This is a genomic window from Sphingomonas sp. R86521 (assembly GCF_042466235.1).
In the GTDB taxonomy this organism is placed as follows: Bacteria; Pseudomonadota; Alphaproteobacteria; order Sphingomonadales; family Sphingomonadaceae; genus Sphingomonas.
On the sequence record NZ_JAXHBY010000001.1, the window covers coordinates 2,092,450 to 2,115,273 of the forward strand.

24 protein-coding genes and 2 tRNA genes are annotated in these 22,824 nt (G+C 67.0%); 18 read left to right on the plus strand and 8 right to left on the minus strand.

The genetic code is table 11. The features are described 5' to 3' along the window. Nucleotides 1-121 precede the first annotated feature (121 nt). On the plus strand, nt 122-379 hold the full coding sequence (locus tag SJY20_RS09675; protein WP_380786585.1) for a hypothetical protein: 258 nt from the start codon (nt 122-124) through the stop codon (nt 377-379). A 17-nt stretch (nt 380-396) separates the two neighbouring features. Here the strand turns inward: SJY20_RS09675 and SJY20_RS09680 are convergent, their stop codons facing one another. Beyond that, nucleotides 397-1,395 (minus strand): 2-hydroxyacid dehydrogenase, encoded by a 999-nt coding sequence (locus SJY20_RS09680; RefSeq protein WP_380786586.1) that lies wholly within the window; start codon nt 1,393-1,395, stop codon nt 397-399. Between the two features lie 78 nt (nt 1,396-1,473). Here SJY20_RS09680 and SJY20_RS09685 point away from each other — a divergent pair, with 78 nt between their 5' ends. The 3 genes from SJY20_RS09685 to SJY20_RS09695 are packed head-to-tail and all read left to right on the plus strand — an operon-like array spanning nt 1,474 to nt 3,925. Continuing rightward, a complete protein-coding gene (locus SJY20_RS09685) occupies nt 1,474-1,965 on the plus strand; it encodes an SH3 domain-containing protein (protein WP_380786588.1) in 492 nt (163 codons plus the stop codon). Then, a complete protein-coding gene (locus SJY20_RS09690) occupies nt 1,962-2,444 on the plus strand; it encodes a GNAT family N-acetyltransferase (protein ID WP_380786591.1) in 483 nt (160 codons plus the stop codon). Before SJY20_RS09685 ends, SJY20_RS09690 begins: the two co-directional genes overlap by 4 nt. Before the next feature lie 2 nt (nt 2,445-2,446). Next, the gene (locus SJY20_RS09695; RefSeq protein WP_380786592.1) at nt 2,447-3,925 is read left to right on the plus strand and encodes a DUF4403 family protein; all 1,479 of its coding nucleotides are present in this window, start codon (nt 2,447-2,449) and stop codon (nt 3,923-3,925) included. A 52-nt stretch (nt 3,926-3,977) separates the two neighbouring features. Here SJY20_RS09695 and SJY20_RS09700 read toward each other — a convergent pair whose 3' ends face one another. The 4 genes from SJY20_RS09700 to SJY20_RS09715 form a co-directional block, all read right to left on the minus strand. Beyond that, nucleotides 3,978-5,300: an OmpP1/FadL family transporter gene (locus tag SJY20_RS09700; RefSeq protein WP_380786595.1), complete on the minus strand. Its 1,323-nt coding sequence runs from the start codon at nt 5,298-5,300 to the stop codon at nt 3,978-3,980. A 47-nt stretch (nt 5,301-5,347) separates the two neighbouring features. After that, the gene (locus tag SJY20_RS09705; protein ID WP_380786597.1) at nt 5,348-5,758 is read right to left on the minus strand and encodes a DUF2147 domain-containing protein; all 411 of its coding nucleotides are present in this window, start codon (nt 5,756-5,758) and stop codon (nt 5,348-5,350) included. Nucleotides 5,759-6,050: 292 nt separating this feature from the next. Continuing rightward, nucleotides 6,051-8,411 carry a 3-hydroxyacyl-CoA dehydrogenase NAD-binding domain-containing protein gene (locus tag SJY20_RS09710; protein ID WP_380786598.1) on the minus strand — a complete coding sequence of 787 codons (2,361 nt, stop codon included), beginning with the start codon at nt 8,409-8,411 and terminating at the stop codon, nt 6,051-6,053. After that, entirely contained in the window at nt 8,408-9,544 is a 1,137-nt protein-coding gene (locus SJY20_RS09715; protein ID WP_380786600.1) for a thiolase family protein, read from the minus strand. The genes SJY20_RS09710 and SJY20_RS09715 overlap by 4 nt, the downstream gene beginning before the upstream one ends. A 155-nt stretch (nt 9,545-9,699) precedes the next feature. Here SJY20_RS09715 and SJY20_RS09720 point away from each other — a divergent pair, with 155 nt between their 5' ends. From SJY20_RS09720 to SJY20_RS09730, 3 genes are read left to right on the plus strand one after another with little or no spacing between them, the layout of a single operon-like run. After that, on the plus strand, nt 9,700-11,373 hold the full coding sequence (locus tag SJY20_RS09720; protein ID WP_380786601.1) for a long-chain fatty acid--CoA ligase: 1,674 nt from the start codon (nt 9,700-9,702) through the stop codon (nt 11,371-11,373). Then, nucleotides 11,370-11,765 (plus strand): MerR family DNA-binding transcriptional regulator, encoded by a 396-nt coding sequence (locus tag SJY20_RS09725; protein WP_380786602.1) that lies wholly within the window; start codon nt 11,370-11,372, stop codon nt 11,763-11,765. The genes SJY20_RS09720 and SJY20_RS09725 overlap by 4 nt, the downstream gene beginning before the upstream one ends. A gap of 40 nt (nt 11,766-11,805) precedes the next feature. Further along, complete coding sequence (locus SJY20_RS09730; RefSeq protein WP_380786603.1) at nt 11,806-12,444, plus strand: UPF0149 family protein; 639 nt, start codon at nt 11,806-11,808, stop codon at nt 12,442-12,444. A 284-nt stretch (nt 12,445-12,728) separates the two neighbouring features. Here SJY20_RS09730 and SJY20_RS09735 read toward each other — a convergent pair whose 3' ends face one another. Continuing rightward, nucleotides 12,729-13,397 (minus strand): RBBP9/YdeN family alpha/beta hydrolase, encoded by a 669-nt coding sequence (locus SJY20_RS09735; protein WP_380786604.1) that lies wholly within the window; start codon nt 13,395-13,397, stop codon nt 12,729-12,731. A gap of 125 nt (nt 13,398-13,522) precedes the next feature. Between SJY20_RS09735 and SJY20_RS09740 the strand changes: the two genes are divergently transcribed. The 5 genes from SJY20_RS09740 (at nt 13,523) to SJY20_RS09760 (ending at nt 16,600) form a co-directional block, all read left to right on the plus strand. After that, entirely contained in the window at nt 13,523-14,272 is a 750-nt protein-coding gene (locus SJY20_RS09740; RefSeq protein WP_380786606.1) for a TlyA family RNA methyltransferase, read from the plus strand. 123 nt (nt 14,273-14,395) lie between these two features. Beyond that, complete coding sequence (locus SJY20_RS09745) at nt 14,396-14,914, plus strand: TspO/MBR family protein (RefSeq protein WP_380788626.1); 519 nt, start codon at nt 14,396-14,398, stop codon at nt 14,912-14,914. Between the two features lie 24 nt (nt 14,915-14,938). Next, nucleotides 14,939-15,193: an accessory factor UbiK family protein gene (locus SJY20_RS09750; protein ID WP_380786607.1), complete on the plus strand. Its 255-nt coding sequence runs from the start codon at nt 14,939-14,941 to the stop codon at nt 15,191-15,193. Between the two features lie 97 nt (nt 15,194-15,290). After that, entirely contained in the window at nt 15,291-15,797 is a 507-nt protein-coding gene (locus SJY20_RS09755; protein WP_380788628.1) for a YbjN domain-containing protein, read from the plus strand. After that, nucleotides 15,794-16,600 (plus strand): pyrroline-5-carboxylate reductase family protein, encoded by an 807-nt coding sequence (locus SJY20_RS09760; RefSeq protein WP_380786608.1) that lies wholly within the window; start codon nt 15,794-15,796, stop codon nt 16,598-16,600. The genes SJY20_RS09755 and SJY20_RS09760 overlap by 4 nt, the downstream gene beginning before the upstream one ends. A gap of 28 nt (nt 16,601-16,628) precedes the next feature. Here SJY20_RS09760 and SJY20_RS09765 read toward each other — a convergent pair whose 3' ends face one another. Further along, complete coding sequence (locus tag SJY20_RS09765; protein WP_380786610.1) at nt 16,629-17,117, minus strand: MarR family transcriptional regulator; 489 nt, start codon at nt 17,115-17,117, stop codon at nt 16,629-16,631. A 58-nt stretch (nt 17,118-17,175) separates the two neighbouring features. On the opposite strand from SJY20_RS09765, the gene SJY20_RS09770 reads away from it, so the two are divergent. Further along, a complete protein-coding gene (locus SJY20_RS09770; RefSeq protein ID WP_380786611.1) occupies nt 17,176-18,282 on the plus strand; it encodes a branched-chain amino acid aminotransferase in 1,107 nt (368 codons plus the stop codon). A gap of 80 nt (nt 18,283-18,362) precedes the next feature. Further along, nucleotides 18,363-18,437: transfer RNA gene (locus SJY20_RS09775), tRNA-Gln, on the plus strand. Between the two features lie 233 nt (nt 18,438-18,670). On the opposite strand, the gene SJY20_RS09780 is transcribed toward SJY20_RS09775, so the two are convergent. Next, nucleotides 18,671-18,747: transfer RNA gene (locus tag SJY20_RS09780), tRNA-Pro, on the minus strand. A 139-nt stretch (nt 18,748-18,886) separates the two neighbouring features. Between SJY20_RS09780 and SJY20_RS09785 the strand changes: the two genes are divergently transcribed. From SJY20_RS09785 to SJY20_RS09800, 4 genes are read left to right on the plus strand one after another with little or no spacing between them, the layout of a single operon-like run. Beyond that, on the plus strand, nt 18,887-19,936 hold the full coding sequence (locus SJY20_RS09785) for a lytic transglycosylase domain-containing protein (protein WP_380786613.1): 1,050 nt from the start codon (nt 18,887-18,889) through the stop codon (nt 19,934-19,936). Next, the gene (locus SJY20_RS09790) at nt 19,920-20,648 is read left to right on the plus strand and encodes a septal ring lytic transglycosylase RlpA family protein (RefSeq protein ID WP_380786615.1); all 729 of its coding nucleotides are present in this window, start codon (nt 19,920-19,922) and stop codon (nt 20,646-20,648) included. The genes SJY20_RS09785 and SJY20_RS09790 overlap by 17 nt, the downstream gene beginning before the upstream one ends. Nucleotides 20,649-20,675: 27 nt before the next feature. After that, entirely contained in the window at nt 20,676-21,839 is a 1,164-nt protein-coding gene (locus tag SJY20_RS09795) for a D-alanyl-D-alanine carboxypeptidase family protein (RefSeq protein WP_380786617.1), read from the plus strand. A 4-nt stretch (nt 21,840-21,843) separates the two neighbouring features. Then, the gene (locus SJY20_RS09800; RefSeq protein ID WP_380786618.1) at nt 21,844-22,824 is read left to right on the plus strand and encodes an AAA family ATPase; all 981 of its coding nucleotides are present in this window, start codon (nt 21,844-21,846) and stop codon (nt 22,822-22,824) included.

Below are 22,824 nucleotides of genomic sequence, written 5' to 3' on the forward strand. Positions count from 1 at the left end.
CCGGCCATCGCGGCGCTTCGATATGAGCTGGCCAGTGACTGAGAGAGGCTTCGCGCTCCCGCTCCGATCGGGATGCCGCCATGACCAGGCCCTCTACGCGTATTTGCGCACGCCGTTACCCATGACACTCAAGGCCCCCGCAGGGACGGCACCGCCCGTCCAGGTCTCGCGCGCGATCAATATTCGTGCCGAAGAGGCGCAGGTCGTCGCGGTCTGCAACAAGCACAAGGTCGTGATCAGCGCGATCGAGACGCTCACGTCGGGTGGCACCCGCGTTGTGCTGACGACCGCAGACGAAGCCGCCGTGATTGCCAAGGCGTTCGGGTCGAAGGTGATGACCGGACCGGTAACGCGGACGAGCTGGATTCGCGGCCGCTAGCAGCGGGCGGGCGGGTCTCAGGCCCAGCCTTCCAGGACCTGGTCGGGCGGGCGATGGCCGTCGGCCCAGGTTCGGATGTTCTGGATGACCTTGTCGCCGGTGGCGATGCGGCCCTCGAACGTCGCCGATCCCATGTGCGGCAGCATCACGACGTTGTGGAGCGCGAGCAGGCGCGGGTCGATGCGCGGTTCGTGCCGCCAGACGTCGAGGCCGGCGCCGGCAAGCGCGCCCGCTTCCAACGCGGCGACCAACGCATCCTCGTCGACGACCCCGCCGCGCGACGCGTTGATCAAATAGACATGCGGCCGCAGCAACGCGATCCGGCGGGCGTCGAGCATGTCGCGGCTGTCGGCGTTGAGCGGGGTGTGGATCGTCAGGATGTCGATCGCCGCCAGCATCTCGTCGAGCGAAGCGTGCCAGGTGGCGGCAAGCTCTGCCTCGCGGACGGCCGGGAGGCGGTGGCGGTTGTGGTAATGGATCGTCAGGCCGAACGCGCGTGCCCGCAGCGCAACCGCCTGGCCGATCCGCCCCATGCCGACGATGCCGAGCGCCTTGCCGCCGATGCGGTGGCCGAGCATGCCACCGGGGCTCCAGCCCTTCCACTCGCCCGACCGGACCAGCTTCTCGCCCTCCGCCAGGCGCCGCGGGACCGACAGGATCAGCGCCATCGTCATGTCCGCGGTGTCCTCGGTCAGCACCCCGGGCGTGTTGGTGACGATGATCCCGCGGGCGCGCGCCGCCTTCAGGTCGATGTGGTTCACGCCGGCGCCGTAGTTGGCGATCAGCTTCAGGCGAGGACCGGCGCCGGCGATCAGCGCGGCGTCGATATCGTCGGTGACGGTGGGCACGAGCACGTCGCAATCCGCCATCGCCGCGGCGAGCTGTTCGCGCGTCATCGCGGCATCGCCGCGCGCGTTGACGGTGTCGAACAGCGCCTCCATCCGCTCCATCACCGTATCGGCGAGTTCGCGCGTGACGACGACCTTCGGGTGTGGGCGGCGGCTGGTGTCGGACATGAACGAGGCTTGGCGAAACGGGAGGATTGCGTCAACAATCCATCACGCTAGAGCGGGTTCGGGCAACAGGACATGATGATGCGCTTTTCGGCTTACGCGCTTGGTGCGCTCGGTGTTGTGGCGCTGGCCAGCGCACCGTCGGATGCTGCCGAAACCAAGCGCAAGCCGCCTTATTACGCGTCGATCGGCGCCGGCCGCGCGCGGATGCGGACCGGCCCCGCGCGCACCTATCCCGCGAGCTGGCTGTACCAGCGGCCCGACCTGCCGATCCGCGTGGTCGCGGTGTTCAAGGAGTGGCGCAAGGTCGCCGATCCCGACGGCACCGAAGGGTGGATGCAGGCCAATCTGCTGCGCGATACCCGCACCGCGATCGTCCGCGGCGCCGTACCCGTCGAGCTGCGGGATCAGCCAAACGGTTCGGGGCGCGTCCTGTGGCGTGCGGCGCCGGGCGTGGTCGGCAGGGTGAGCCAGTGCGGCAATGGCTGGTGCCGGTTGGACGTGAAGGGCCAGGCGGGGTTCGTCGACACCGGGGCGCTGTGGGGCGTCGAGGTCGGCGAGACGCTGCCTTGAGCGCGGCGGTTGATCGCGCCGGTTGGCGGATCGTGCCGGCCGACCTGGCGGACCCGCAGGTTATCGCGTTGCTCGACCTTCACTTGCGGGCGGCGCATGCCAATTCCCCGCCGGGGAGCGTGTTTGCGCTCGACATCAGCGGGCTGCGCGATCCCGCGGTCACGGTGTGGGCGGTGTGGCAGGACGACGCGTTGCTGGGGCTCGGCGCTCTGAAGATGCTCGGCGAGGACCATGCCGAGCTGAAGTCGATGCGGACGGCGCCCGACCATGTACGGCGAGGGGTAGGGGCGGCGATGCTCGACCACCTGATCGCAGAGGCACGGGCGCGGGGTATCACCCGGCTGAGTCTCGAAACCGGAAGCCATGCCGCGTTCGAACCGGCGCATGCGATGTATGCGCGCGCGGGGTTCGTCGAATGTCCGCCGTTCGCAGCATACCGCGATACGGTTTTCGCGCGCTATTTCACGCGCGAGATATGATCGTGGCGAACCGGCCCGTCATTCTCCTCATCCTCGCTTTCGCTGCGAGCGGTTGCCACCGCCCGACCGGAAACCCCGCCCCGCCGCGGGTCGATACGCCCGCCGAACTGCCCAAGCTGAGCTCGACGATCGTCGTGCCGGTGTCCGCGCCTCTGTCGACGCTGGCGGCGGAGCTGAACGCGAAGACGCCGAGGCGGCTGTGGCAGATCGACAAGCAAGAGCCGCGGTGCGTGCCGGCGAAGCAGGTCAAACTGCTTGGGCGGACGCTGAAGGTGACGCCGCAGCTTGGTTGCCGGATCGTCGGCGAGGTCGTGCGCGGGCCGATGCAGCTCGGCGGGCATGGCAATGTGCTGACGATCACGCTGCCGATCCACGCGACGATCAGCGCGCGCGACGTCGGCGGGATCATCGGGCAGGAGACCGCGACCGGGGCTGCGATCGTCCGGGCCACCGCGCGGCTGTCGGTCGACGCGAACTGGACCCCGGTCGCGAAGGTCGACATCCACTATGACTGGACCGAGGAGCCGGGGATCGATTTCCTCGGCCAGCGCATCCGCTTCGCCGACAAGGCCGATGAAAAGCTGAAGGGCGTGATCGCCGGCCTCGAACGCGATTTGCCCAAGGAACTGGCAAAGCTCAGGACGCGGCAACAGCTGGAGGCGGCGTGGCGCAAGGGGTTCACGTCGATCCAGCTGAACCGCGACCGGCCGCCGGCGTGGATGCGGATCATACCTCGGCGGCTCGGCGTCGGAGGCTACCGCATCGGTGGCGGCCGGATCGAGCTGGAACTCGCGGCCGAGGCGCTGACCCAGACCTTCGTCGGGAACCGGCCGGCCGATCCGGTGCCGACGCCGCTGCCGCTGCCGCCCGCGGCCAGGGCAATCGGACCCAAGGGACTGCGCTTCTTCATTCCGGTGCTGGCCGATTTTCGCCAGCTTGAGCCGGTCGTGTCGCGTGCGCTGGTGAAACTGGCGGCGAAGGGCATCACGCTGACCGGGATCGGGCCGGTCGATGCGAAGTTCGGCAAGGTCACGATCTATGCGACCGACGGAGGGCGCCTGGCCGTCGGCGTGCAGGCGACGGTCAAGCCGCGCAACGGCCTGTTGAAGCCCACGCGCGGCGAGATCTGGCTGTCGGCGGTACCATATAACGACCCCGGGTCGCAGGTCGTCCGCGTCCGCGACATGCAAATCGCCGGCGAGAGCGACAGCCAGGCGGTCAACATCCTGTTCACGCTGTTCGACGACGAGACCGTGCAGGCTCGGATACGCGCGGCGCTGACGCATGATTTCGCGCACGACTATCAGAAGGTGCTGGTGGCGGCGCAGCGCGCGATCGCCGGGCATCGCGAAGGCGATTTCGTGTTGTCCGCCGATGTCGACAGCGTCGTCAACGGCCAGATCAAGGTCACCGGCAGCGGGCTGTTCCTGCCGGTGCAGGTGCAGGGCCGGGCCAACATCCGGCTGGCGCCGGTCAAGTAACGGTCCGTCATCCCGGGACGAGCCCGGGATGACGGCGAGGTCTGGCAGGACCTTAGAAGCTGAGGCGGCCGCCGAGCGAGGCTTCGATGGCGTGCGCGTTCTTGAGGTAGCCGTTGGTGATGATCGGCGTCACGGCGGCGGTGCCGACATACGCCGCGGTCACGCGGTCGATCGTCGTGTTCGCGAAGTCGATATAGTTCGCGCCGGCATCGAGCGCGATGTGCGGGGTCAGCTGGTAGCTGGCGCCGGCCGCATAGGTCCAGCGGTTGGAGTCGGGCACGCGCGCATCGCGCAGGCCGTCCTGGGTCGGCGTCTTGGCCCGCTGGATGCCGGCGCGGAGCGTGGCCTTCGGCGTGATGTCGTAATCGAAGCCGCCGGCAAGGCTCCAGCTGTCGCGGTAGTTCTCGGGCAGCGCGACGTTGAGCGGCGCGCCGAGGCGGATCGCGTCGAACTTCGACCAGTTATACGCGACGACCTGAGCGTTGAGCGTCAGCTGGTTGGTCGCGCGGACGCGGCCGGCGACGATGACCTGGCCCGGCGTGCTGAAGCGCGCGGTGGCGCCGTCCACGGTGCGGTTCGATGCGGCGAGCGGACCGACGAGACCGCTGACGACGAGGTTGCCCTTCAGGTTGTGCTCGATGCTCGACTTGTAGCTGACGCCGACGGTGGCGAAGTCGTTGTGGAACTGCACGCCTGCGGTCCAGCCGAGATCCCAGCCGTCGCCGCTGAGCGACTGCTGGCCATCGGGAAGCGTCGCCAGCACGTTGGGAAGCGCGTTGGTCAGGTCTGCATCGGTATATTCGACGTTGAGTGCACCGCCGACGCGCAGCCAGTCGGTGACCGCGATGCCGATCGACGGCTGGATATCGATCGTGCGCAGCCGGGTCTTGTCTGCGCTGTAGCGGGCCCAGCTGTTGGCTTCGTAGTTGGTTGTGAAGCTGAACGGCGACGTCACCGCGACGCCGATCGCGATGCGGTCGGTCAGCGGATACGCGATCGAACCCGACGGCACGATGCCGTTGTTGATCGGATCGCGCGAAACGCTGTTGCCGCCGACCGGGCGATAGGTTGGCGCGATATTTGGGTTAAAGGTCGGGCGACCGATCACGGTGCCGTTGTCGATCACATTGCCCTTGGGGCGGATCACGGTCGCTGCGATCGCGGCGCTGCCGTCGCGGATGCCGGCGATCGCGGCAGGGTTCCACCACAACGACGCGGCCCCGGTGTCGGCGCCTTCGCCCGAAAAGGCACGTCCGGTGCCGCGCGCCGACTGCGATTGGAGATAATAGGCGTTGGCGGAGGCGGCGCTTTCGAAGCCGAACGCAGAGACGAGCGCTGAGACGGCGAGGAGGGAGGCCTTGGTACGAAACGACATGGGAAAGTCCTAAGCTGAGATACTGAATACGGGACAGACGGCTGCGATCAGCGCGCGCGCGTCCAGGTCTGGGTCTTGCAGAGCGGGAAGAACACGCAGCCGCGCAGCTTCAGCTGGTTGGCGCCAAGGGGGGTGATCTTGCCGCTATAGGTCTTGCCGTCCTCGGCATTGTAGACCTGGCCGCTGCTCCACACGCCGTCGCTGTCGGGCTTGAAGCCGGAGAGCATCTGCATGCCCTGGATCGGGCGGTTGCGGAGCGCGACGTTGCTGTTCTTCGCGTCCTTCATCGTCGGATTGGCGCGGAGCATGTCGGAGGTGAGGATCTTGCCGCAGATCGACGGGCCGCAGCGGGCGATCTCGACGATGGCGTTGTGGGTTTCGGTCCTCCAACGACCGATCACGGTGTCTGCCGTGGCGGGTGCGCCAGCCAGGAGCGCAGCGGCGATCAACAGGGACATAAATCTTCCTCTCCAATGCCCGTCGGAACGGGGGTCACGCTAATCGTGGCGGCGCCGTATGCGTACGGTCACCGGGATGGGGCAGCAACTTAACGCTAGCCTCTTGCCGTATACGGCAATTGGTTACCGCCTAGTTTCGTGCGTGGGCAAGTCAAGCGATCTTACCCATTTGCGGGATTAAAAAACGGTCATGTGCGCGCGCCTGGCCCAAGCCCCCGTCACCCCGGACAATGTCCGGGGTGACGAAGGAACGCTGGCGTTCAGGATACGCCCGCCGGGGCCGGGTCGATCGTCAGTTCCGTAGCGGCTTGCCGGTCTGCAGCATGTGGACGATTCGCGCCTGGGTGCGTTGGTCCCTGACGCTATCCATGAACGCGGCGCGTTCGAGCACGAGAATCTCGTCCTCGGTCACGGTGTCGACCAGATCGGCCTCGCCGCCGGTCAGCACGGTCGCCAGTCGATCGGCGACGACGACGTCGTAATCGGTCGCCACGCCCTTCTTGTGGAAGTCGGCGACCGCCATCGTGAGGCCGGTACGGCCGCTGGCGCCCGCCATCCGGAACGTCGGCTTGTCGGGTGCGACATAGCCATCGACCAGCGACAGTGCCTTGGCCTTGGCGTCCGCCAGCAGGCGATCGCGGTTCATCGTGATGCCGTCGTCCTTCCGCAGGATCATCATCTCGCGCGCTTCGGCAGCCGACTTGGCAACCTGCGCGGTCGAGATCATCTGGAACACCTTCGACAGCACCGGCATCGGGCCCTTCGGCACCATACCCGACTTGGTCCAGCGATCGAGCATCTCGCCATTGCCGCCCCAGCCCGGGACGAGACCGACGCCGCATTCGACGAGGCCGGCATAGGTTTCGGCATGCGCCTGGACCGCGTCCGAGTGCAGCAGGATCTCGCAGCCACCGCCGAGCGCAAGGCCCGCCGGCGCGCTGACGACGGGGAAGGGTGCGTATTTGAGCGCCTTGTACGCGGCCTGGCCGTTGGCGACGCTGGCCTCGACCATGTCCCACAGCCCGGCTCCGACCGCGAACATAGCTGCGCCGAGATTGGCGCCGGCGGAAAAGTTGCTGGCTTCGTTGTAGACGACCAGCGCCTTGAAGCGATCCTGGACGACCGGGATCGCTTCCTGGATGAGCGCGATGACCTGATCGTCGAGCGCGTTCATCTTTGTGTGGAATTCGAGTGCTGCCACACCGTCGCCGACATCCCAAAGCGAAGCGGACGCGTTGGTCAGGATGGGTTGCGCGCGGAGCTTAACGTCCTCGAGCAGTTCGACGCCCTCGCTGCGCGGGACGTCGGCATAGTCGCCGGCGGTGGTCAGATACTGGCGCTTGCCGTCCTCGACGCGGTAGAAAGGGCGGTCGCCCGCGGTCTTCAGGATCGCCGGCACGTCGCGACCTTCGGCGGCCAGGCGTTCAGCGAGCTTGCCGGGGCCCATGCGGTCGATCAGCTCGAAGGGGCCGTATTTCCAGTTGTAGCCGAGCTTCATCGCGTCATCGATGCCGATGATGTCGTCGGTCGCCTCGCCGACCAGCATTGCGGAATAGGACAGCACGCTGCCGAGGATCGTCCATGCGTAGGTGCCGATCTTGCCGGGTTCGGCGATCAGCGCGGCGATATCCTTGCCGGTCTTGCCGGGCAGGTCGGCGGGCTTGGCCTCGGGGCGGTATTCGCCGGTCGCGAGATCGAGCGACAGTTTCGTCCGCGTCGCCTTGTCGAAGCGGTAGAAGCCGCCCTTGCCCTTGCGGCCGGTGAAGCCCTCCGCGATCATCTTGTCGACCAGTGCCATGTCGCGCACGGTGTCGAAATAGGGATCGCCCGCAGGCAGCGTCGACGACAGGCTCTTGGTCAGCAGTGGCATCAGGTCGACGCCGACGAGATCGACGAGCCCAAAGATCCCGGTCTTCGGCACGCCCATCGGACGGCCGCCGATCTGGTCGGCTTCCTCGACGGTCAGGCCCTGGTCCATCGCCGCGTTGATCGCGACCGCCAGCCAATAGGTGCCGATACGGTTGGCGATGAAGCCGGGCGTGTCCTTCGCGCGGACGATGCGCTTGCCCATGAAGCGGTCGACGAAATCCTCGACCTTGCCGGCAACGGTCGCATCGGTGTGCTTACCGCGAACGATCTCGACCAGCCGCATGTAGCGCGGCGGGTTGAAGAAGTGCGTGATCAGGAAGTCGGCCTTGAACTGGTCCGAGCGACCCTCGACCAGATGCCCGAGCGGAATCGTCGAGGTATTCGACGACACCGCGGTGCCGGGGCGCTTGAGGGTTTCGAGCTTGGCGTAGAGCGACTGCTTGATGTCGAGCCGCTCGACGATCGCCTCGACGATCCAGTCGCATTCGGCGACCCGGTCGAGATGGTCGTCGATGTTGCCGGTCTCGACCAGCTTGGCCGCACGCTTCGACATGAAGGGGGCGGGGTCGGTCTTGAGCATCTTCGCCACCGCGCCCTTGGCCACCGCGTCGCGATCCCCGCCCTCGGGCAGGTCCCGCGGCACGATATCGAGCAGCAGCACGGGAATGCCGGCATTGGCGACCTGCGCCGCGATGCCGGCGCCCATCACGCCCGCGCCGATGACGCAGACTTTTTTGATCGAGACGGGCGTAACGCCCTTTGGTTTCACAGCGGTGTCCATCATGCGCGCTCCAGCACCGTCGCGATGCCCTGACCGCCGCCGATGCACTGGGTCGCGAGCGCATAGCGGCCGCCTTCGCGGGCCAGCAGCGCGGCCGCCTTGCCGACGATCCGCGCACCGGTCGCGCCGAGCGGATGCCCGATCGCGATCGCGCCGCCGTCGAGGTTGATCGTCTCGTCCTTGAGGCCGAGGTCGCGGATGCAGGCGATCGCCTGGCTCGCGAACGCCTCGTTGATCTCGACGACGTCGAGGTCGGCGACGGTGATCCCGGCGCGCTCGAGTGCCTTGCGCGACGCATAGATCGGGCCGAGGCCCATCGTCGACGGCTCGTTGCCCGATACCGCGACCGACTTGATGCGCGCGAGGATCGTCAGGCCGTGCTTGGTCGCGAACTCTTCCGAGGTGACGAGCACCGCGGAGGCGCCATCGGTGAGCGGCGACGAGGTGCCGGCGGTCACCGAACCGTCAGCCGAGAAGGCGGGCTTGAGGCCGGCGAGTGCTTCGACCGTGGTGCCTGCGCGGATCGCGCCGTCCTGGCTGACCGGGCCGGCCTTGGTCTGGATCGTCACGATCTCGTCGGACAGACGACCATCGGCGCGCGCGGCGGCGGCCTTGTCCTGGCTCTTGACCGCGAAGGCATCCTGTTCGGCGCGGGTGATCTGATAGTCGCGCGCGACGTTCTCGGCGGTCTCGCCCATGCCCATGTACGCCCCGGCATTCATCTTGAAGAGCTCGGGGTTGGGCAGGGGGTTGTAGCCGCCCATCGGCACGCGGCTCATCGATTCGAGGCCCGCACAGATGAACGCATCGCCGGCGCCGATGTTGATCTGCCCGACCGCGATGTGGATCGCGCTCATCGACGACCCGCAGAAGCGGTTCACAGTCATGCCGCCGACCGACAGCGGCAGGTCGGCGAGAAGCCCGATCATCCGCGCGACATTTAGGCCCTGCTCACCTTCCGGAAACGCGCAGCCGAGGATGATGTCCTCGATCTCGGCGGGATCGACGCCGGTCTTGTCGAGCAGACCGCGAATCGTTTGCGCGGCGAGATCGTCGGGACGCACGCGGGCGAGTTCGCCCTTGCCTGCGAGGTGGAACGGCGAGCGGGCATAGCCTGCGATGACGACGTTGGTCATGGGAATCCTCTCCTAATCGATCGCCCGAACATAACGTCCGGCTGGTCAGGCGCTTGCGCGCTGCCCTAAAGGTGCGATACCTGACCTATACGTCAAGGTGTCGCCACTCACAATATGAGTCGGTATGGAACGCCGGATTGGGAGAGTCGAACGCCATGCAGAACATCACGGGTAGCGCGCAGGGCGTGCCGATGACCCAGGCACCGCGGTTGCTCGGCGATATGCTGGACGAATCCGTGGCGCGGTTCGGCACGCGGACCGTGCTCGACTTTCTCGGGCGGCGGATGACCTATGCCGAACTCGGCGATGCGGTGTCGCATGCGGCACGGGGACTGCAGGACCTGGGCGTGAAAAAGGGGACGCGCGTGGCGCTGTGCCTGCCGAACACGCCCTATTATCCGATCCTGTTCTTCGCGACGCTGAAGGCCGGCGGGATCGTGGTCAACGTCAACCCGCTCTATGTCGAGCGCGAGCTGTGCCACCTGATCAAGGATTCGGGTGCTGAGGTTATCGCGACCTGCGACATCGCCGAGATCCACGCGCGCGTGCTGAAGGTCGCGGGCGAGATGGGCGTGCGGCACGTCATCACCTGCCCGATCGCGGGTGCGCTGCCACCGCTGAAGAGCATCGCCTATCGGCTGTTGAAGCGTGCAGAGATCGGGCACGCCCCCAAGGACGCTCGGCATCTGACGTTCGATGCGTTGCTGTCGGCCAAGGGCGCGCCGACGCCGGTGGCGGTCACGCCGGACGAGGTCGCGGTGCTGCAATATACCGGCGGTACGACCGGCGAGCCCAAGGCGGCGATGCTGAGCCACGCCAATCTCGTCTCCAACGCCAATTCGATGGTGGTGTTCGTCGGCGGCGAACGGCCGGAGCAGGACCGCGTGATGGGTGCGCTGCCGCTGTTCCACGTCTTCGCGCTGACCACCGTGCTGACCTATTCGATCCGCACCGGCGCGGAGATGATCCTGCTGCCCCGCTTCGACCTGCAGCAGGTGCTGAAGACGATCGTGCGAACGCGGCCGACTTATTTCCCAGCGGTGCCGACGATCTATGCGGCGATCGCCACCGCGGCGGCGACGCAGACGGTCGACCTGTCCTCGATCCGCGCCTGCATATCGGGCGGCGCGCCGCTGCCCGCCGAAGTCCGCCAGGCGTTCGAAGCGGCGACCGGCGCGCTGGTGGTCGAGGGCTATGGCCTGTCCGAAGCCTCGCCGATCATCACCTGCAGCCCGTTCGATGGCTCCGGCAAGGCGGGGTCCGCGGGCGTACCCTTTCCCGGCACGACGATCGAGATCCGCGATCGGGAGGACCCGACCAAGCGGCTGCCGATTGGCGAGAACGGCGAGATTTGCGCGCGTGGTCCGCAGGTTACGCGCGGATATTGGCACAAGCCCGAAGCGACCGCCGACCTGTTCGTCGATGGTGCGCTGCGCACCGGCGATGTCGGGCATCTGGACGAGGACGGCTATCTGTTCATCGTCGACCGCATCAAGGACCTGATCCTGGCGGGCGGCTACAACGTCTATCCCCGCGTGATCGAAGATGCGCTGTACGAGCATCCCGACGTTGCCGAGGCGATCGTGATCGGCGTGCCCGATGCGTATCGCGGGCAAGCGCCGAAAGCATTCGTGACCTTGACCGCGGGGTCGACCGCCACCCCGACCGAGCTGCGCGATTTCCTGCGCGACAAGATCAGCAAGATCGAGCTTCCCCGCGAGGTCGAAATCCGCGACACTCTGCCCAAGACGCTGATCGGCAAGCTATCCAAAAAGGAACTTGTCGCCGAGGAAGCAGCAAAAGCGTCGGGAGGGGGAGAGCGGGTTTGAACGATCGGCAGGACGACCTGACGGGGATACAGGACGTCGCACGTGCGCTGGGAGTCAGCGCGCGGACGTTGCGCTTCTATGAGGACAAGGGGCTGATCGAGCCCTGCCGGATCGGCACCACGCGGATCTATACGCGGCGCGATGTCGGGCGGATGCAGTTGATCCTGCGCGGCAAGCGGCTGGGGTTCTCGCTGCGCGATATCGAGGAGTTCCTGGGGCTCTACGACAGCGATCCGCAGCATGTGGAGCAGATGCGCGCGCTTGCCGAGCGGTGCCGCCAGCGGATCGACGACCTTGCGCAGCAGCAGACCGCGATCGCGCAGACGCTGGCCGAGCTCGAGAAGATCGAGGGCGAGGCCTTGCAGCGGATCGCAGACGCCGCCCCGCACTGAGGCTTGGCGGTGATCGGCGGGTGCTCTACCGCCCGTTGCCATGAGCAAACTTCCCTCCCGCCTTCGTCGCCTCGAAGACGCGCTGTTCGCGCTGCCCGACGACTGCATGCTGTTGAGCGACCTCGACGGGTATCTGACCGGGCTGATCCTGTGTCCGGAGATCGTGCCGCCCGCCGAATGGCTGCCGGTGAAATGGGGCGGGATCGAGGCAGGGCCGCCGTTCGAGGATCCGCTCGACGTGCAGGATTTCGAGACGATGCTGGTCGCGCGGCACGCGGAGATCGCGCGCGACCTGGGTCGGGGCAAATTCCGGCCGTTCTTCGAGGTCGACGAGCGTAATGGCGACGTGCTGTGGGAGGCGTGGATCGAGGGGTTTGCCACCGCGATCGACCTGCGGCCCGAAGCTTGGGCGGCGGTGGATGAGGAAGCGCTCGTTGATCTCCGGACGCTGATCGGGATCGCGGACGACAGCAGCGACCTGACCAGCGACGAGATCAACGCGCTGTACGATGCGGCGGCGACGCAGATCCCGCCGCGGGTGGCGACGTTGTTTGCGTGGCGCGAGCGACAGGGGGTGCCGGTGGTGGGCGCTCCGGAGCTTGTTGCGAAGGTTGGTCGCAATGATCCTTGCGCGTGCGGGTCGCGGAAGAAGCATAAGAAGTGCTGCGGGGCGAACTGAGCGTCGTTGGGCCGGGCCGTCGTGCGCTCGGTCCGTCACGCACCTGGTCCGTCAACCGTACGATCCGTTATCCGCCCGATCCGTCATCCGTGCGATCCGGTATTCACCCAATCCGTCAGCCGCTCGGTCCGTTATCCAGCCGATCCGTCATCCTGACGAAAGTCAGGACCCAGGGTAACCAGGCGGTGCGCTGAGTAACTCTGGGTCCTGACTTTCGTCAGGATGACGTCATCTATTGAATGCCGGCGTGGTGTCTAACGACGGCGCGGTGGTGACGCGCTTCCTCAGCCCCCGAGATAATGGTCGTGCGCCGCATCGGTCCCGTTGATCGCCAAGATCGACCGCGCATCACCAGGGCTGAGCGGATGGCCCTTAGATCCGGCCGACGCGATCACCCGGTTGAGCAGTTCCTGGCCTTCGCGCCACCAGCCGATCCCGCTAGCCGCGTTGAGGTGGCCCTGCGGTCCGGCGTCGATGAAATGGCTGCCCCAGTTCGCCGCCAGGCTGTGTGCACGGTCGGGGGTGACCCACGGATCGTCGCTGCTGGCGACGACGATCGACGGGAAGGGGAGCGGCGTCCTCGGGCTTGGGGCAAAGCCGCGGAGTTCGGCCTGTGCGTCCGGGCGGTCGACGTCGGGCGGCGCGACCAGCAGCGCACCGGCGACCGGCCAGCCATAGGGTTGCGGGCTGAGTTCGGCCCACCACGCGACCGCGAGGCAGCCGAGACTGTGCGCGGCGAGAATGACGGGGGCATCGGCGCGGCGGATCGCTTCGTCGAGGCGCGTTACCCAGGCGTTGCGGTGCGGCGTGTTCCACATCCCGAGCTCGACGCGGACGGTGTCGGGCCGTGCGTCCTCCCACAACGTTTGCCAGTGCGAAGGCCCGGAGCCACCGAGGCCCGGCACGGTGAGGATCGTCGGATGGTCGGCATCGTACGGAGCGAAACTACCCACAGCGATTCTCCTTCTCCAAGGCTCGTCTTCTGATTTGAAGATAATCCTACCGTATCGGGGGACAATGCAATTGCGGCCGAACGAAGGCAGCTTGCGGCGGTCGGATGCGGCGGCGATAGGGGGGCATGGCAAAGCAGCGCGTGGACCAGATGCTCGTCGATCGGGGGCTCGTCGAATCGCGGACGCGCGCGCAGGCGCTGATCATGGCGGGACTGGTCTTTGCCGGTACCACCAAGGTCGAGAAGTCGGGGCAGACGCTTGCCGACGACGTCGTGCTCGATGTCCGCGGGCGCGATCATCCCTGGGTGTCGCGCGGCGGGATCAAGCTGGCGCACGGGCTCGATCATTTCGGCTGGGACATCGGCGGCGCGGTCGCGATCGACGTGGGGTCGTCGACCGGCGGCTTCACCGACGTGATGCTCAGCCGCGGTGCGGCGCGGGTGTTCGCGGTCGACAGCGGCACCAACCAGCTGGCGTGGAAGCTGCGGCAGGACCCCCGCGTCGTTGTTCACGAACAGACCAGCGCGCGGATCCTGACCGAGGCACAGATCACCGAGCCGGTCGACCTGATCGTCTGCGATGCGAGCTTCATCGGTCTGGCGAAAGTGCTAGCGCGGCCGATGACCTTCGCCAAACCGGACGCGCGGCTAATGGCGCTGGTGAAACCGCAGTTCGAGGCGGGCCGCCAAGAGGTCGGCAAGGGCGGCGTGGTGCGCGACGTCGCGGTCCGCGCGCGAGTCTGCGACGAGGTTGCGGCATGGCTGACCGGCGAGGGCTGGCAGGTTGCAGGGATCGTGGAAAGCCCGATCACGGGGCCGGAAGGCAATGTCGAGTATCTGATTGCCGCCCACCGCGCGCCGACTGTGCTGGAATGAACCACTAGCGGAACGATTGCATCCGATCCGAGGTTTACGGATCGGCCCGCGCACGGCAGGACGACGCGGAAGAACGGCGGAAGGAATTGCGTGGGCGGCATCGCTTCGAAGAACCAGCTGCGGATGTCGTTCCTGCGCTGGGCGATCGTGACCGTTCCGCTGATCGTGCTGCTGGGCTTCCTTTCGGGGGCTTCGGTACGCGTCGGCAGCGCCAATCCCTGGTATGTCGCGCTGGCGAAGCCCGCGTTGACGCCGCCGCCCTGGGTGTTTCCGGTCGCGTGGACGTCGCTCTATATCATGCTCGGTCTGGCGCTGGCGATGATCCTGCACGCACGGGGCGCGCGCGGCCGTGGCACGGCGATCGCGGTGTTTGCGGTGCAGTTCGCGTTCAACCTGGCATGGACGCCGCTTTTCTTCGGTGCGCACCGCATCGGCGCTGCCTTGCTGGTGATCGTCGTGATGCTGGCGTTGTCGATCGCCACGACGATAATGTTCGGCCGAATCCGTACGATAGCGGCGTGGCTTATGGTCCCGTATATGGTGTGGATCAGCTTTGCCGGGGTGCTCACCTTCGGTATCGGGCGGCTCAACCCGGATGCAGAAACCCTTGTGCCCGCGGCGCGTACGTCCCAAATGCTGTGACAGACTAGATTTGGGGTACAGCGCATGCAGTCCGAAAACCGCGTTTTCGATGATTTGGTGAAGTTCGTGAACGGTGCCGCCGGTACTATCGCCGGCGTCGGCCGCGAAGCCGAAAGCGGTGCGCGGACTCGCGCGCGCGAATGGATCGGCGGACTGGACTTCGTCAGCCGCGATGAATTCGAGGCAGTCAAGGCGATGGCCGCCGCCGCACGCGACGAAGCCGATGTGCTGAGGGCGCGACTCGACGCCATCGAGGCGCGGACGAGGACGGACGCCTGACTTTTCCACAGGTATTACAGACGGTCAGCCGCAAGGGGTTGTCGCCGCGGGTTCGTGGCGGCACCCTTCGGCGCGTGACAAGGACCGCCCGGACGTGATGATGCTCGATCAAGCCGACCATGACCCCGACGACGCTGCACCGATCGACATGCTCGAAACCTATTATGCCGCGCATGGCTGGGAGCACGAGCGCCACGACGACGAAATCGTCGCGACCGTAAAGGGCAGCTGGACGACGTACGAACTGCGCGCGCTGTGGCGCGACGACGACAGCGTGCTGCAGTTCCTGGCGTTCCCCGACATCAAGGTGACCGACGAACGCCGCGCGTCGGTGTACGAGACGATCGGGCTGGTCAACGAACAGCTGTGGATCGGTCATTTCGAGCTCTGGTCGTCGAGCGGCATCCTGTTGTTCCGCCACGCCGCGATGGTCGACGGCGGCGATGACGGCACGATGTCGCTCGCCAGCGCGGAACTGCTGGTCGAATCGGCGATCGAGGAGTGCGAGCGCTTCTACCCCGTGTTCCAGTTCGTGCTGTGGGGCGGCAAGAGCCCCAAGGACGCGCTGGCGGCCGCACTGATCGAGACGCAGGGCGAGGCGTGATCGGATCGGGTGGCCCGATCTGGCTGATCGGGTGTGGCAACATGGGCGGAGCGATGCTCCGCCGCTGGATCGCCGCCGGGCTGGACCCGCAGCGGGTGACGGTGATCACGCGGAGCGGAGCGGGGGCACCCGACGGTGTCCGGTCGCTGAGCGCGGTGCCGGACGAGCCTGCGCCCGATACCTTGATGCTGGCGCTGAAGCCGCAACAGATCGACGCAGCGCAGGCGATGATCGCGCCGCTGCAGGGCAGGCCGAAGCTGTTGCTGTCGATCCTCGCGGGGGTCGATCACGCGACCCTGGCGGAGCGGTTCGCGGCGGAGGCGATCGTGCGGGCGATGCCGAACCTGCCGGTCGCGATCGGCAAGGGGGTGACGACGTTATACACGGTTGGCGCCGATGCCGCGGCGATTGCGCAAGTCGAAGCCTTGGCTGCGCCGCTCGGTCTTTACGAATGGATCGGCGACGAGAAGCAGTACGACGCAGTGACCGCGCTGGCTGGTTGCGGGCCGGGGTTCGTGTTCCGCTTCGCCGATGCGCTGGCGCAGGCCGGCGCCGCGTTGGGATTGCCGGCGGACCAGGCGGCGCGGCTGGCGATTGCGACGTTGGAGGGATCGGCGATCATGGCGGCGGATGCGGACGTGTCACCCGCGGTTCTGGCGGACCGCGTCGCCAGCCCAAGCGGATCGACACGCGAAGGGCTGAATGTTCTCGACCGTAATGACGCGCTAGTGCGATTGCTGACCGATACGCTGGCGGCGGCGGCGGCGCGTAACGCCGAGATGGCGGCGGCAGCGCGACGCTAGGCAATTTGCGACCTCCAAAACGGGGGAGCTAACCGCGCAGGTTAACGACCTGGGTCCGCTCGTTTTCGGGGACCAGCCCTTCCAGGACCGCCCAGAACCCCGATACCGCGGCCTGGCCGGCGCTGGCATAGGCCGCGGACATGCGCTCGCGTACCGCCTCGAACAATTCGCTCTCCATCTTGCTACCATCCGACGTCAGGCGCAGCAGCCGCTGGCGACGATCGCGTTCCCCAGGCCTGATCTCGACCAGTTTCCGGTCGATCAGCTCGTTCAGCACCCGGCCCAGCGACTGCTTGGTGATCGCCAGCAGCGACAGCAGTTCGCTGACCGTCATGTCGGGTTTGCGCGCGATGAAATAGAGCGCACGGTGGTGGGCGCGGCCCAAGCCTTCGTCGGCCAGTCCCTGATCGACCGAGCGGGTCAGATGGCTGTGACCGAAATAGAGTAGCTCCATGCCTCGTCGCAGCTCGGCTTCGCGCAGGAACAGGGGGGAAGCGGGTGATGCTTGGGCAGCCATGTTGACCGGTTTAGCCATCGCCCGTAGGCGTCGGCAACCCGTCACGAGAGAGAAAATGATGTCCGCGATCACATCCGCCATCTCAGCCGCGTTCCGCCACGAGCCGAACGTGACACCGGTTGCCGCCAACGAGCGCGCCAAGCGGCTGATCGATCCCGGCTTCGGGCGGGTCTTCACCGATCACATGGCGCTGGTCCGCTACAGCGACGCCAAGGGGTGGCATGATGCGCAAATCACCGCGCGCGCGCCGCTGTCGATCGATCCGGCGTCGTCGGTGCTGCATTACGCGCAGGAGATCTTCGAGGGGATGAAGGCGTATCGGCTGGCGGATGGCGGCACCGCGCTGTTCCGCCCCGAGGCGAATGCGCGTCGGTTCAACCGATCGGCTAAGCGGATGGCGATGCCCGAGATCCCGGAGGCGTTGTTCCTCGAATCGATCGAGCGGCTGGTCCGCGTCGATTCCGACTGGATCCCCGACAGCGACGGCGGCGCGCTTTACCTGCGCCCGTTCATGTTCGCGTCCGAGGTGTTCCTGGGCGTGAAGCCGTCGGCGGAATATCTGTACATGGTGCTGGCGTCGTCGGTCGGCACCTATTGGAAGAACGGCGCGTCGACCGTCTCGCTGTGGGTGTCGCAGGATTACACCCGCGCTGCCCCTGGCGGTACCGGCGAGGCGAAATGCGGCGGCAATTACGCCACCAGTCTCGTCGCGCAGGCCGAGGCGATCCGCCGCGGCTATGACCAGGTGGTCTTCCTCGACGCGGTCGAGCGCAAATATGTCGAGGAGCTGGGGGGCATGAACGTGTTCTTCGTGTTCGACGACGGCAGCATCGTGACTCCGCCGCTGGGCGGCACGATCCTGCCCGGGATCACGCGTGATTCGATCCTGACGATGGCGCGCGCGCAGGGGATCGACGCGCGCGAGGAACTCTATTCGATCGACCAGTGGCGCGCGGATGCGACCAGCGGCCGGTTGGTCGAGGCGTTCGCGTGCGGCACCGCGGCGGTGGTAACGCCAATCGGCAAGGTCGCATCGCCCGAGGGCGAGTTCGTCATCGGCAATGGTGGCCCGGGCGAACTGACGATGCGGATGCATGCCGCGCTCGTGGCGATCCAGCGTGGCACGGCGCCCGATACGCATGGCTGGCTGCACCGCCTCGACTGAGCCTGCGGGCGAATAGCGGGGCGGCATGTCCGATCGGGGCTTTCCACGCGGACCTGCCCCGCTATAAGGCCGCCTCCCGGTGGGGCGTCGCCAAGTGGTAAGGCAGCGGCTTTTGATGCCGCCATTCGCAGGTTCGAACCCTGCCGCCCCAGCCAATCCTGAAATAACTTCGGTTCTCGGCACGCAAGCGGACGGCCTTACACGCCGTACGCGCGGCGTTTGCCGGATATCGGGACGGCTTTTCGAAATCGATGGAATGACAGCCACGTGACCGCAGAGAAGCGTATCAAGCTCCCAGCGCGTGCAGCTCTGATTAATGGTGCAGCGATCGTCCGGGGCGAGAACTGCACCCGGCCGAGCAGCCTAGATGTCTCGCCACATTAAACGATGGTCGGGGAGACAGGATTCGAACCTGCGACCCCCTGGTCCCAAACCAGGTGCGCTACCAGCCTGCGCCACTCCCCGACGCCGTGCGGTTAGGCCGGGTCGGCGAGATGTGCAAGCGCGTTGACCGCCATAACCGAATGAAGGCCTGCGCTGGCGCGTGGCCGGGATGCGACGACGCGGGGTTCCGAATGGGGGGAGGGTGTGGCACATCGATGCCATGTGGGGGAAAACCAAAGCGGCCGTTTGGCTGCGCCGTAGCGCGATCGTGCTGTCCGTGACGTTCTCTGGCGGGGGTCCGGCCGTTGCGCAGGACGACGCGGGCTTTCAGGCCTATCTGGTGACGCTCAGGCAGCAGGCGCTTGCCGAAGGCGTTACGCAACGCACCGCCGATGCGGTGTTCCCGACGCTGACGCTCAACGACCGCGTCATCGCCCTCGACCGTGCCCAGCCGGGCGCCGCGACGACCAGCAGCGCGGTGCCGGCGTTTGCGCCGTACAAGGCGCAGCATGTCGATGCGGCGCGGATCGGGCGCGGGCGGAGCGCCTATCAGGCGCAGCGCTTCCGGCTCGAGCGGATCGAACGCGAGACCGGCGTACCCGAATCGGTGATGGTCGCGATCTGGGGCCATGAGACCAATTACGGCAGCTACACCGGCAATTTCGACCTGCTGCGGTCATTGGCGACGCTCGCCTATGAAGGCCGGCGGCGCAGCCTGTTCGCGGGCGAGTTCATCGCCGGGCTGAAGATCCTCGACCGTGGCATCTCGCGCGAGCAGCTGAAGGGCAGCTGGGCGGGCGCGATGGGCAATCCGCAGTTCCTGCCGTCGATCTATCTGCGTCTGGCGCGCGATGGCGACGGCGACGGTCGTGCGGACATCTGGAACAGCCCGGCGGATACGCTGGCGTCGATCGGCAATTACTTCGTCGATGCCGGCTGGCGCGCTGGCCAGCCCTGGGGCTTCGCGGTCAGCGTGCCCGCGCAGTTCGACCGATCGCAGGTCCGCAACCGACTGGTCTCGCCGCGCTGCCCGCGGGTGTTCGAACGGCACAGCGGCTGGCGGACGATGGCCGAGTGGCGCGGGCTTGGTATCGTTCCTCAGGGGCGGAACTGGCCCGGTGATTCGGTCATGGCGACATTGCTCGAACCCGATGGCCCCGGCGCAACGGCGTATCTGCTCACCAGCAACTACCGCGTGATCCTCGATTACAATTGCTCGAACTATTACGCCCTTTCGGTCGGTTTGCTGGCGGATGCGGTCGAACGCTAGCGTCCTCGCGCTGGCCTTCGCGCTGGCAGCATGCGGCGGCACACGCGAGAGCGTCGGGGCGACTCTGCCGCTCAGCGGATCCTACGGACGATATCAGGATACCGGTCTAGCGAGCTGGTACGGCGAGGAAATGTCCGGAAATCGAACTGCCTCGGGCGAGTTGTTCGATGCCAACGCCATCACGGCAGCACACCGTACGCTGCCGCTGGGATCGTTCGTCGAGGTCACGTCGCTCGACACTGGCCGGTCGATCCTGGTGCGGATCACCGATCGCGGGCCGGGTCGGCGGGACCGGATCATCGATCTTTCGCGCGGCGCGGCGCGGTTGCTCGGCACCGACCGGCGGCCGCTGGCGAATGTCCGCGTGCGCGCGATCATACCGTCGGCGCAGGACGCGACGACGCTACACGCCGGCCGATCGGTCGCGGCGCGCGATCCCGGCTATGCGCGCGCTGCCAGCGTTATGGCGCCGGTGCGGACGCCAGTTTCACATCTGGTTCCGGGTCGCAGCTATATCCTCCAGGTCGCCACCTTCTCCAACGAGGCACGCGCGCGAGCGCTTGCCGAACGCCTGAACGGTCGCGTCGTCGCCGGCGGCGGATTGTGGCGCGTTCGCCTGGGACCGTTCGACGACGCCGCCCGCCTGCAACGCGCGCGTGACGCGGTCGCGGAGCGCGGCTATGGCGATGCTCAGGTCCTGCCCGAGGATTGAAATGTTACTCCCAGCTACGGAATTGCCATGAAGACGCTGATCGCCGCTCCGCTCGTCGCCCTGATGCTCGCGAACCCGTCGGTCGCCGCCGCGCCGCAGTTCCAGACCGCCGCGCCGATCGCGTATATGGAGGACCTGTCGTCGGGTGCGGTGCTGTTCGCGCGCGACGCCGATCGCCGGATGCCGCCGGCATCGCTGGCCAAGATGATGACCGTCTACGTCGCGTTCGACATGGTCCGCAAAGGCGAACTGAAGCTCGACCAGATGATGACCGTGCGTCCAGAGACCTGGGCGAAATGGCATGGCCCGGCAGCAGGTTCGACGATGTTCCTGTCGTCGGGTGAGAGCGTCAGCGTTGCCAACCTGCTCTACGGGATCGTCACGCTGTCGGGGAACGACGCCTGCGTCGTGCTCGCGGAGGGCATTTCTGGATCCGAACAGGCGTTTACCGAGCGGATGAACCGCACCGCGGCGGAGATCGGCCTGAAGAATAGCCATTTCGGCACCTCGAACGGCTGGCCCGACAACGGCGTCACCTATGTGACCGCGCACGATCTCGCCAATCTCGCTGCTGCGACGATCACCAACCATCCGGCGCTGTACAAGCAGTTCTACTCCAAGCGTGATTTTACCTGGGGCAAGACGATGGGCGGCAACGCCATCACGCAGGCCAATCGCGATCCGATCCTGGGTCGCGTGGCGGGTGCCGACGGCCTGAAGACGGGGCATACCGAAGAGGCGGGCTACGGCTTTACGGGGTCGGCCGAGCAGGGCGGTCGTCGCCTCGTCATGGTCGTCGCGGGGCTGAAGAGTTCAGGCGAGCGCAGCGAGGAGTCGGTGCGGTTCATGGAGTGGGGCTTCCGCGCCTGGTCGTCCAAGCCGATCGTCGCGAAGGGGCGCAAAGTCGAGACCGCGGCCGTCCAGATGGGCGATTCCTCGACCGTCGGCCTGATCGCACCCAAGGCACTGACCGCGACGCTGCCCGCCGGGACCTCGCCCAATTTGACCGCCAAGGTCGTCTATGACGGCCCGATCAAGGCCCCGATCAAGGCCGGCCAGCACATCGCCGACCTGGTCGTCAGCACCCCCGACGGCGTCACGCAGACGATGCCGCTGGTCGCCGACAAGGACGTCGGCACCGCCGGGTTCTTCGGCCGCGCATGGGCAGGGCTCACCGGCTTCTTCGGCTGATGGCATGACGTCATCGGTGGTCGGTAATGCGGCGGCGCAGGCTACGTTCCTGTCGGCGATGGCCGGGCGATCGTTGCATCACGCCTGGCTGCTGACCGGCCCGCAAGGCGTCGGCAAGGCGAGTTTCGCGCGGGCGGCGGCGATCCGGATGCTGGCCGAAGGCGCGGGCGCGACGGGGTTGCCGGTCGGGCTCGACGTGCCGATGGGCAATCCGACACGGGCATTGGTCGAGGCGGGATCGCACCCCGATTTTCGCGTACTCGCGCGGCTGCCCAAGGATGCGGAGAAGCCCGACCAGGACATCGCGCGGAGCATCACGATCGCGCAGGTCCGCACGCTGCAACCGCTGTTCGCGACCACGCCGTCGATGAGCAGCCGGCGCGTCGTCGTGATCGACGCGATCGACGATCTCGAGCGCGGCGGTGCGAATGCGCTGCTCAAGAACCTCGAGGAACCGCCGGCAGGGACGATCTTCCTGCTCGTCAGCCACGCGCCGGGACGTCTGTTGCCGACGATCCGGTCGCGCTGCCGGTTGCTGCGGTTCGAGGCGCTGTCCGACGACGAGGTCGCGATGGCGATCCGCACCGCACAACCCGACGCGGACGATGGCGAAGTCCAGGCACTGGTCCGCGTCAGCGACGGCGCGCCGGGGCGGGCGCTGCGCTACGCCGGGCTGGATATCGCAGGCATCGACGACGCCATCGTCCGCATCGCCGAGGATGGCGACCGCGACAATGTCGGTCGGTTGCGGCTTGCGAAGTCGCTAGGCGCGAAGGCTGCGCAGCCGCGTTACGAGGCGTTCCTGGATCGCGCGCCGGCCTATATCGCCAGTGCGGCGCGATCGCGGTCAGGACCGCGTTTGCGTGCTGCGCTCGATGCGCACGCGGCAGCGCGGGACCTTGCTGGCGCGGCGATCGGCCTGTCGCTCGATGCGCAGGCGACGGTGTTCGAAATGGCTGGTCTTGTCGCCTCGCTCAAGGCCTGA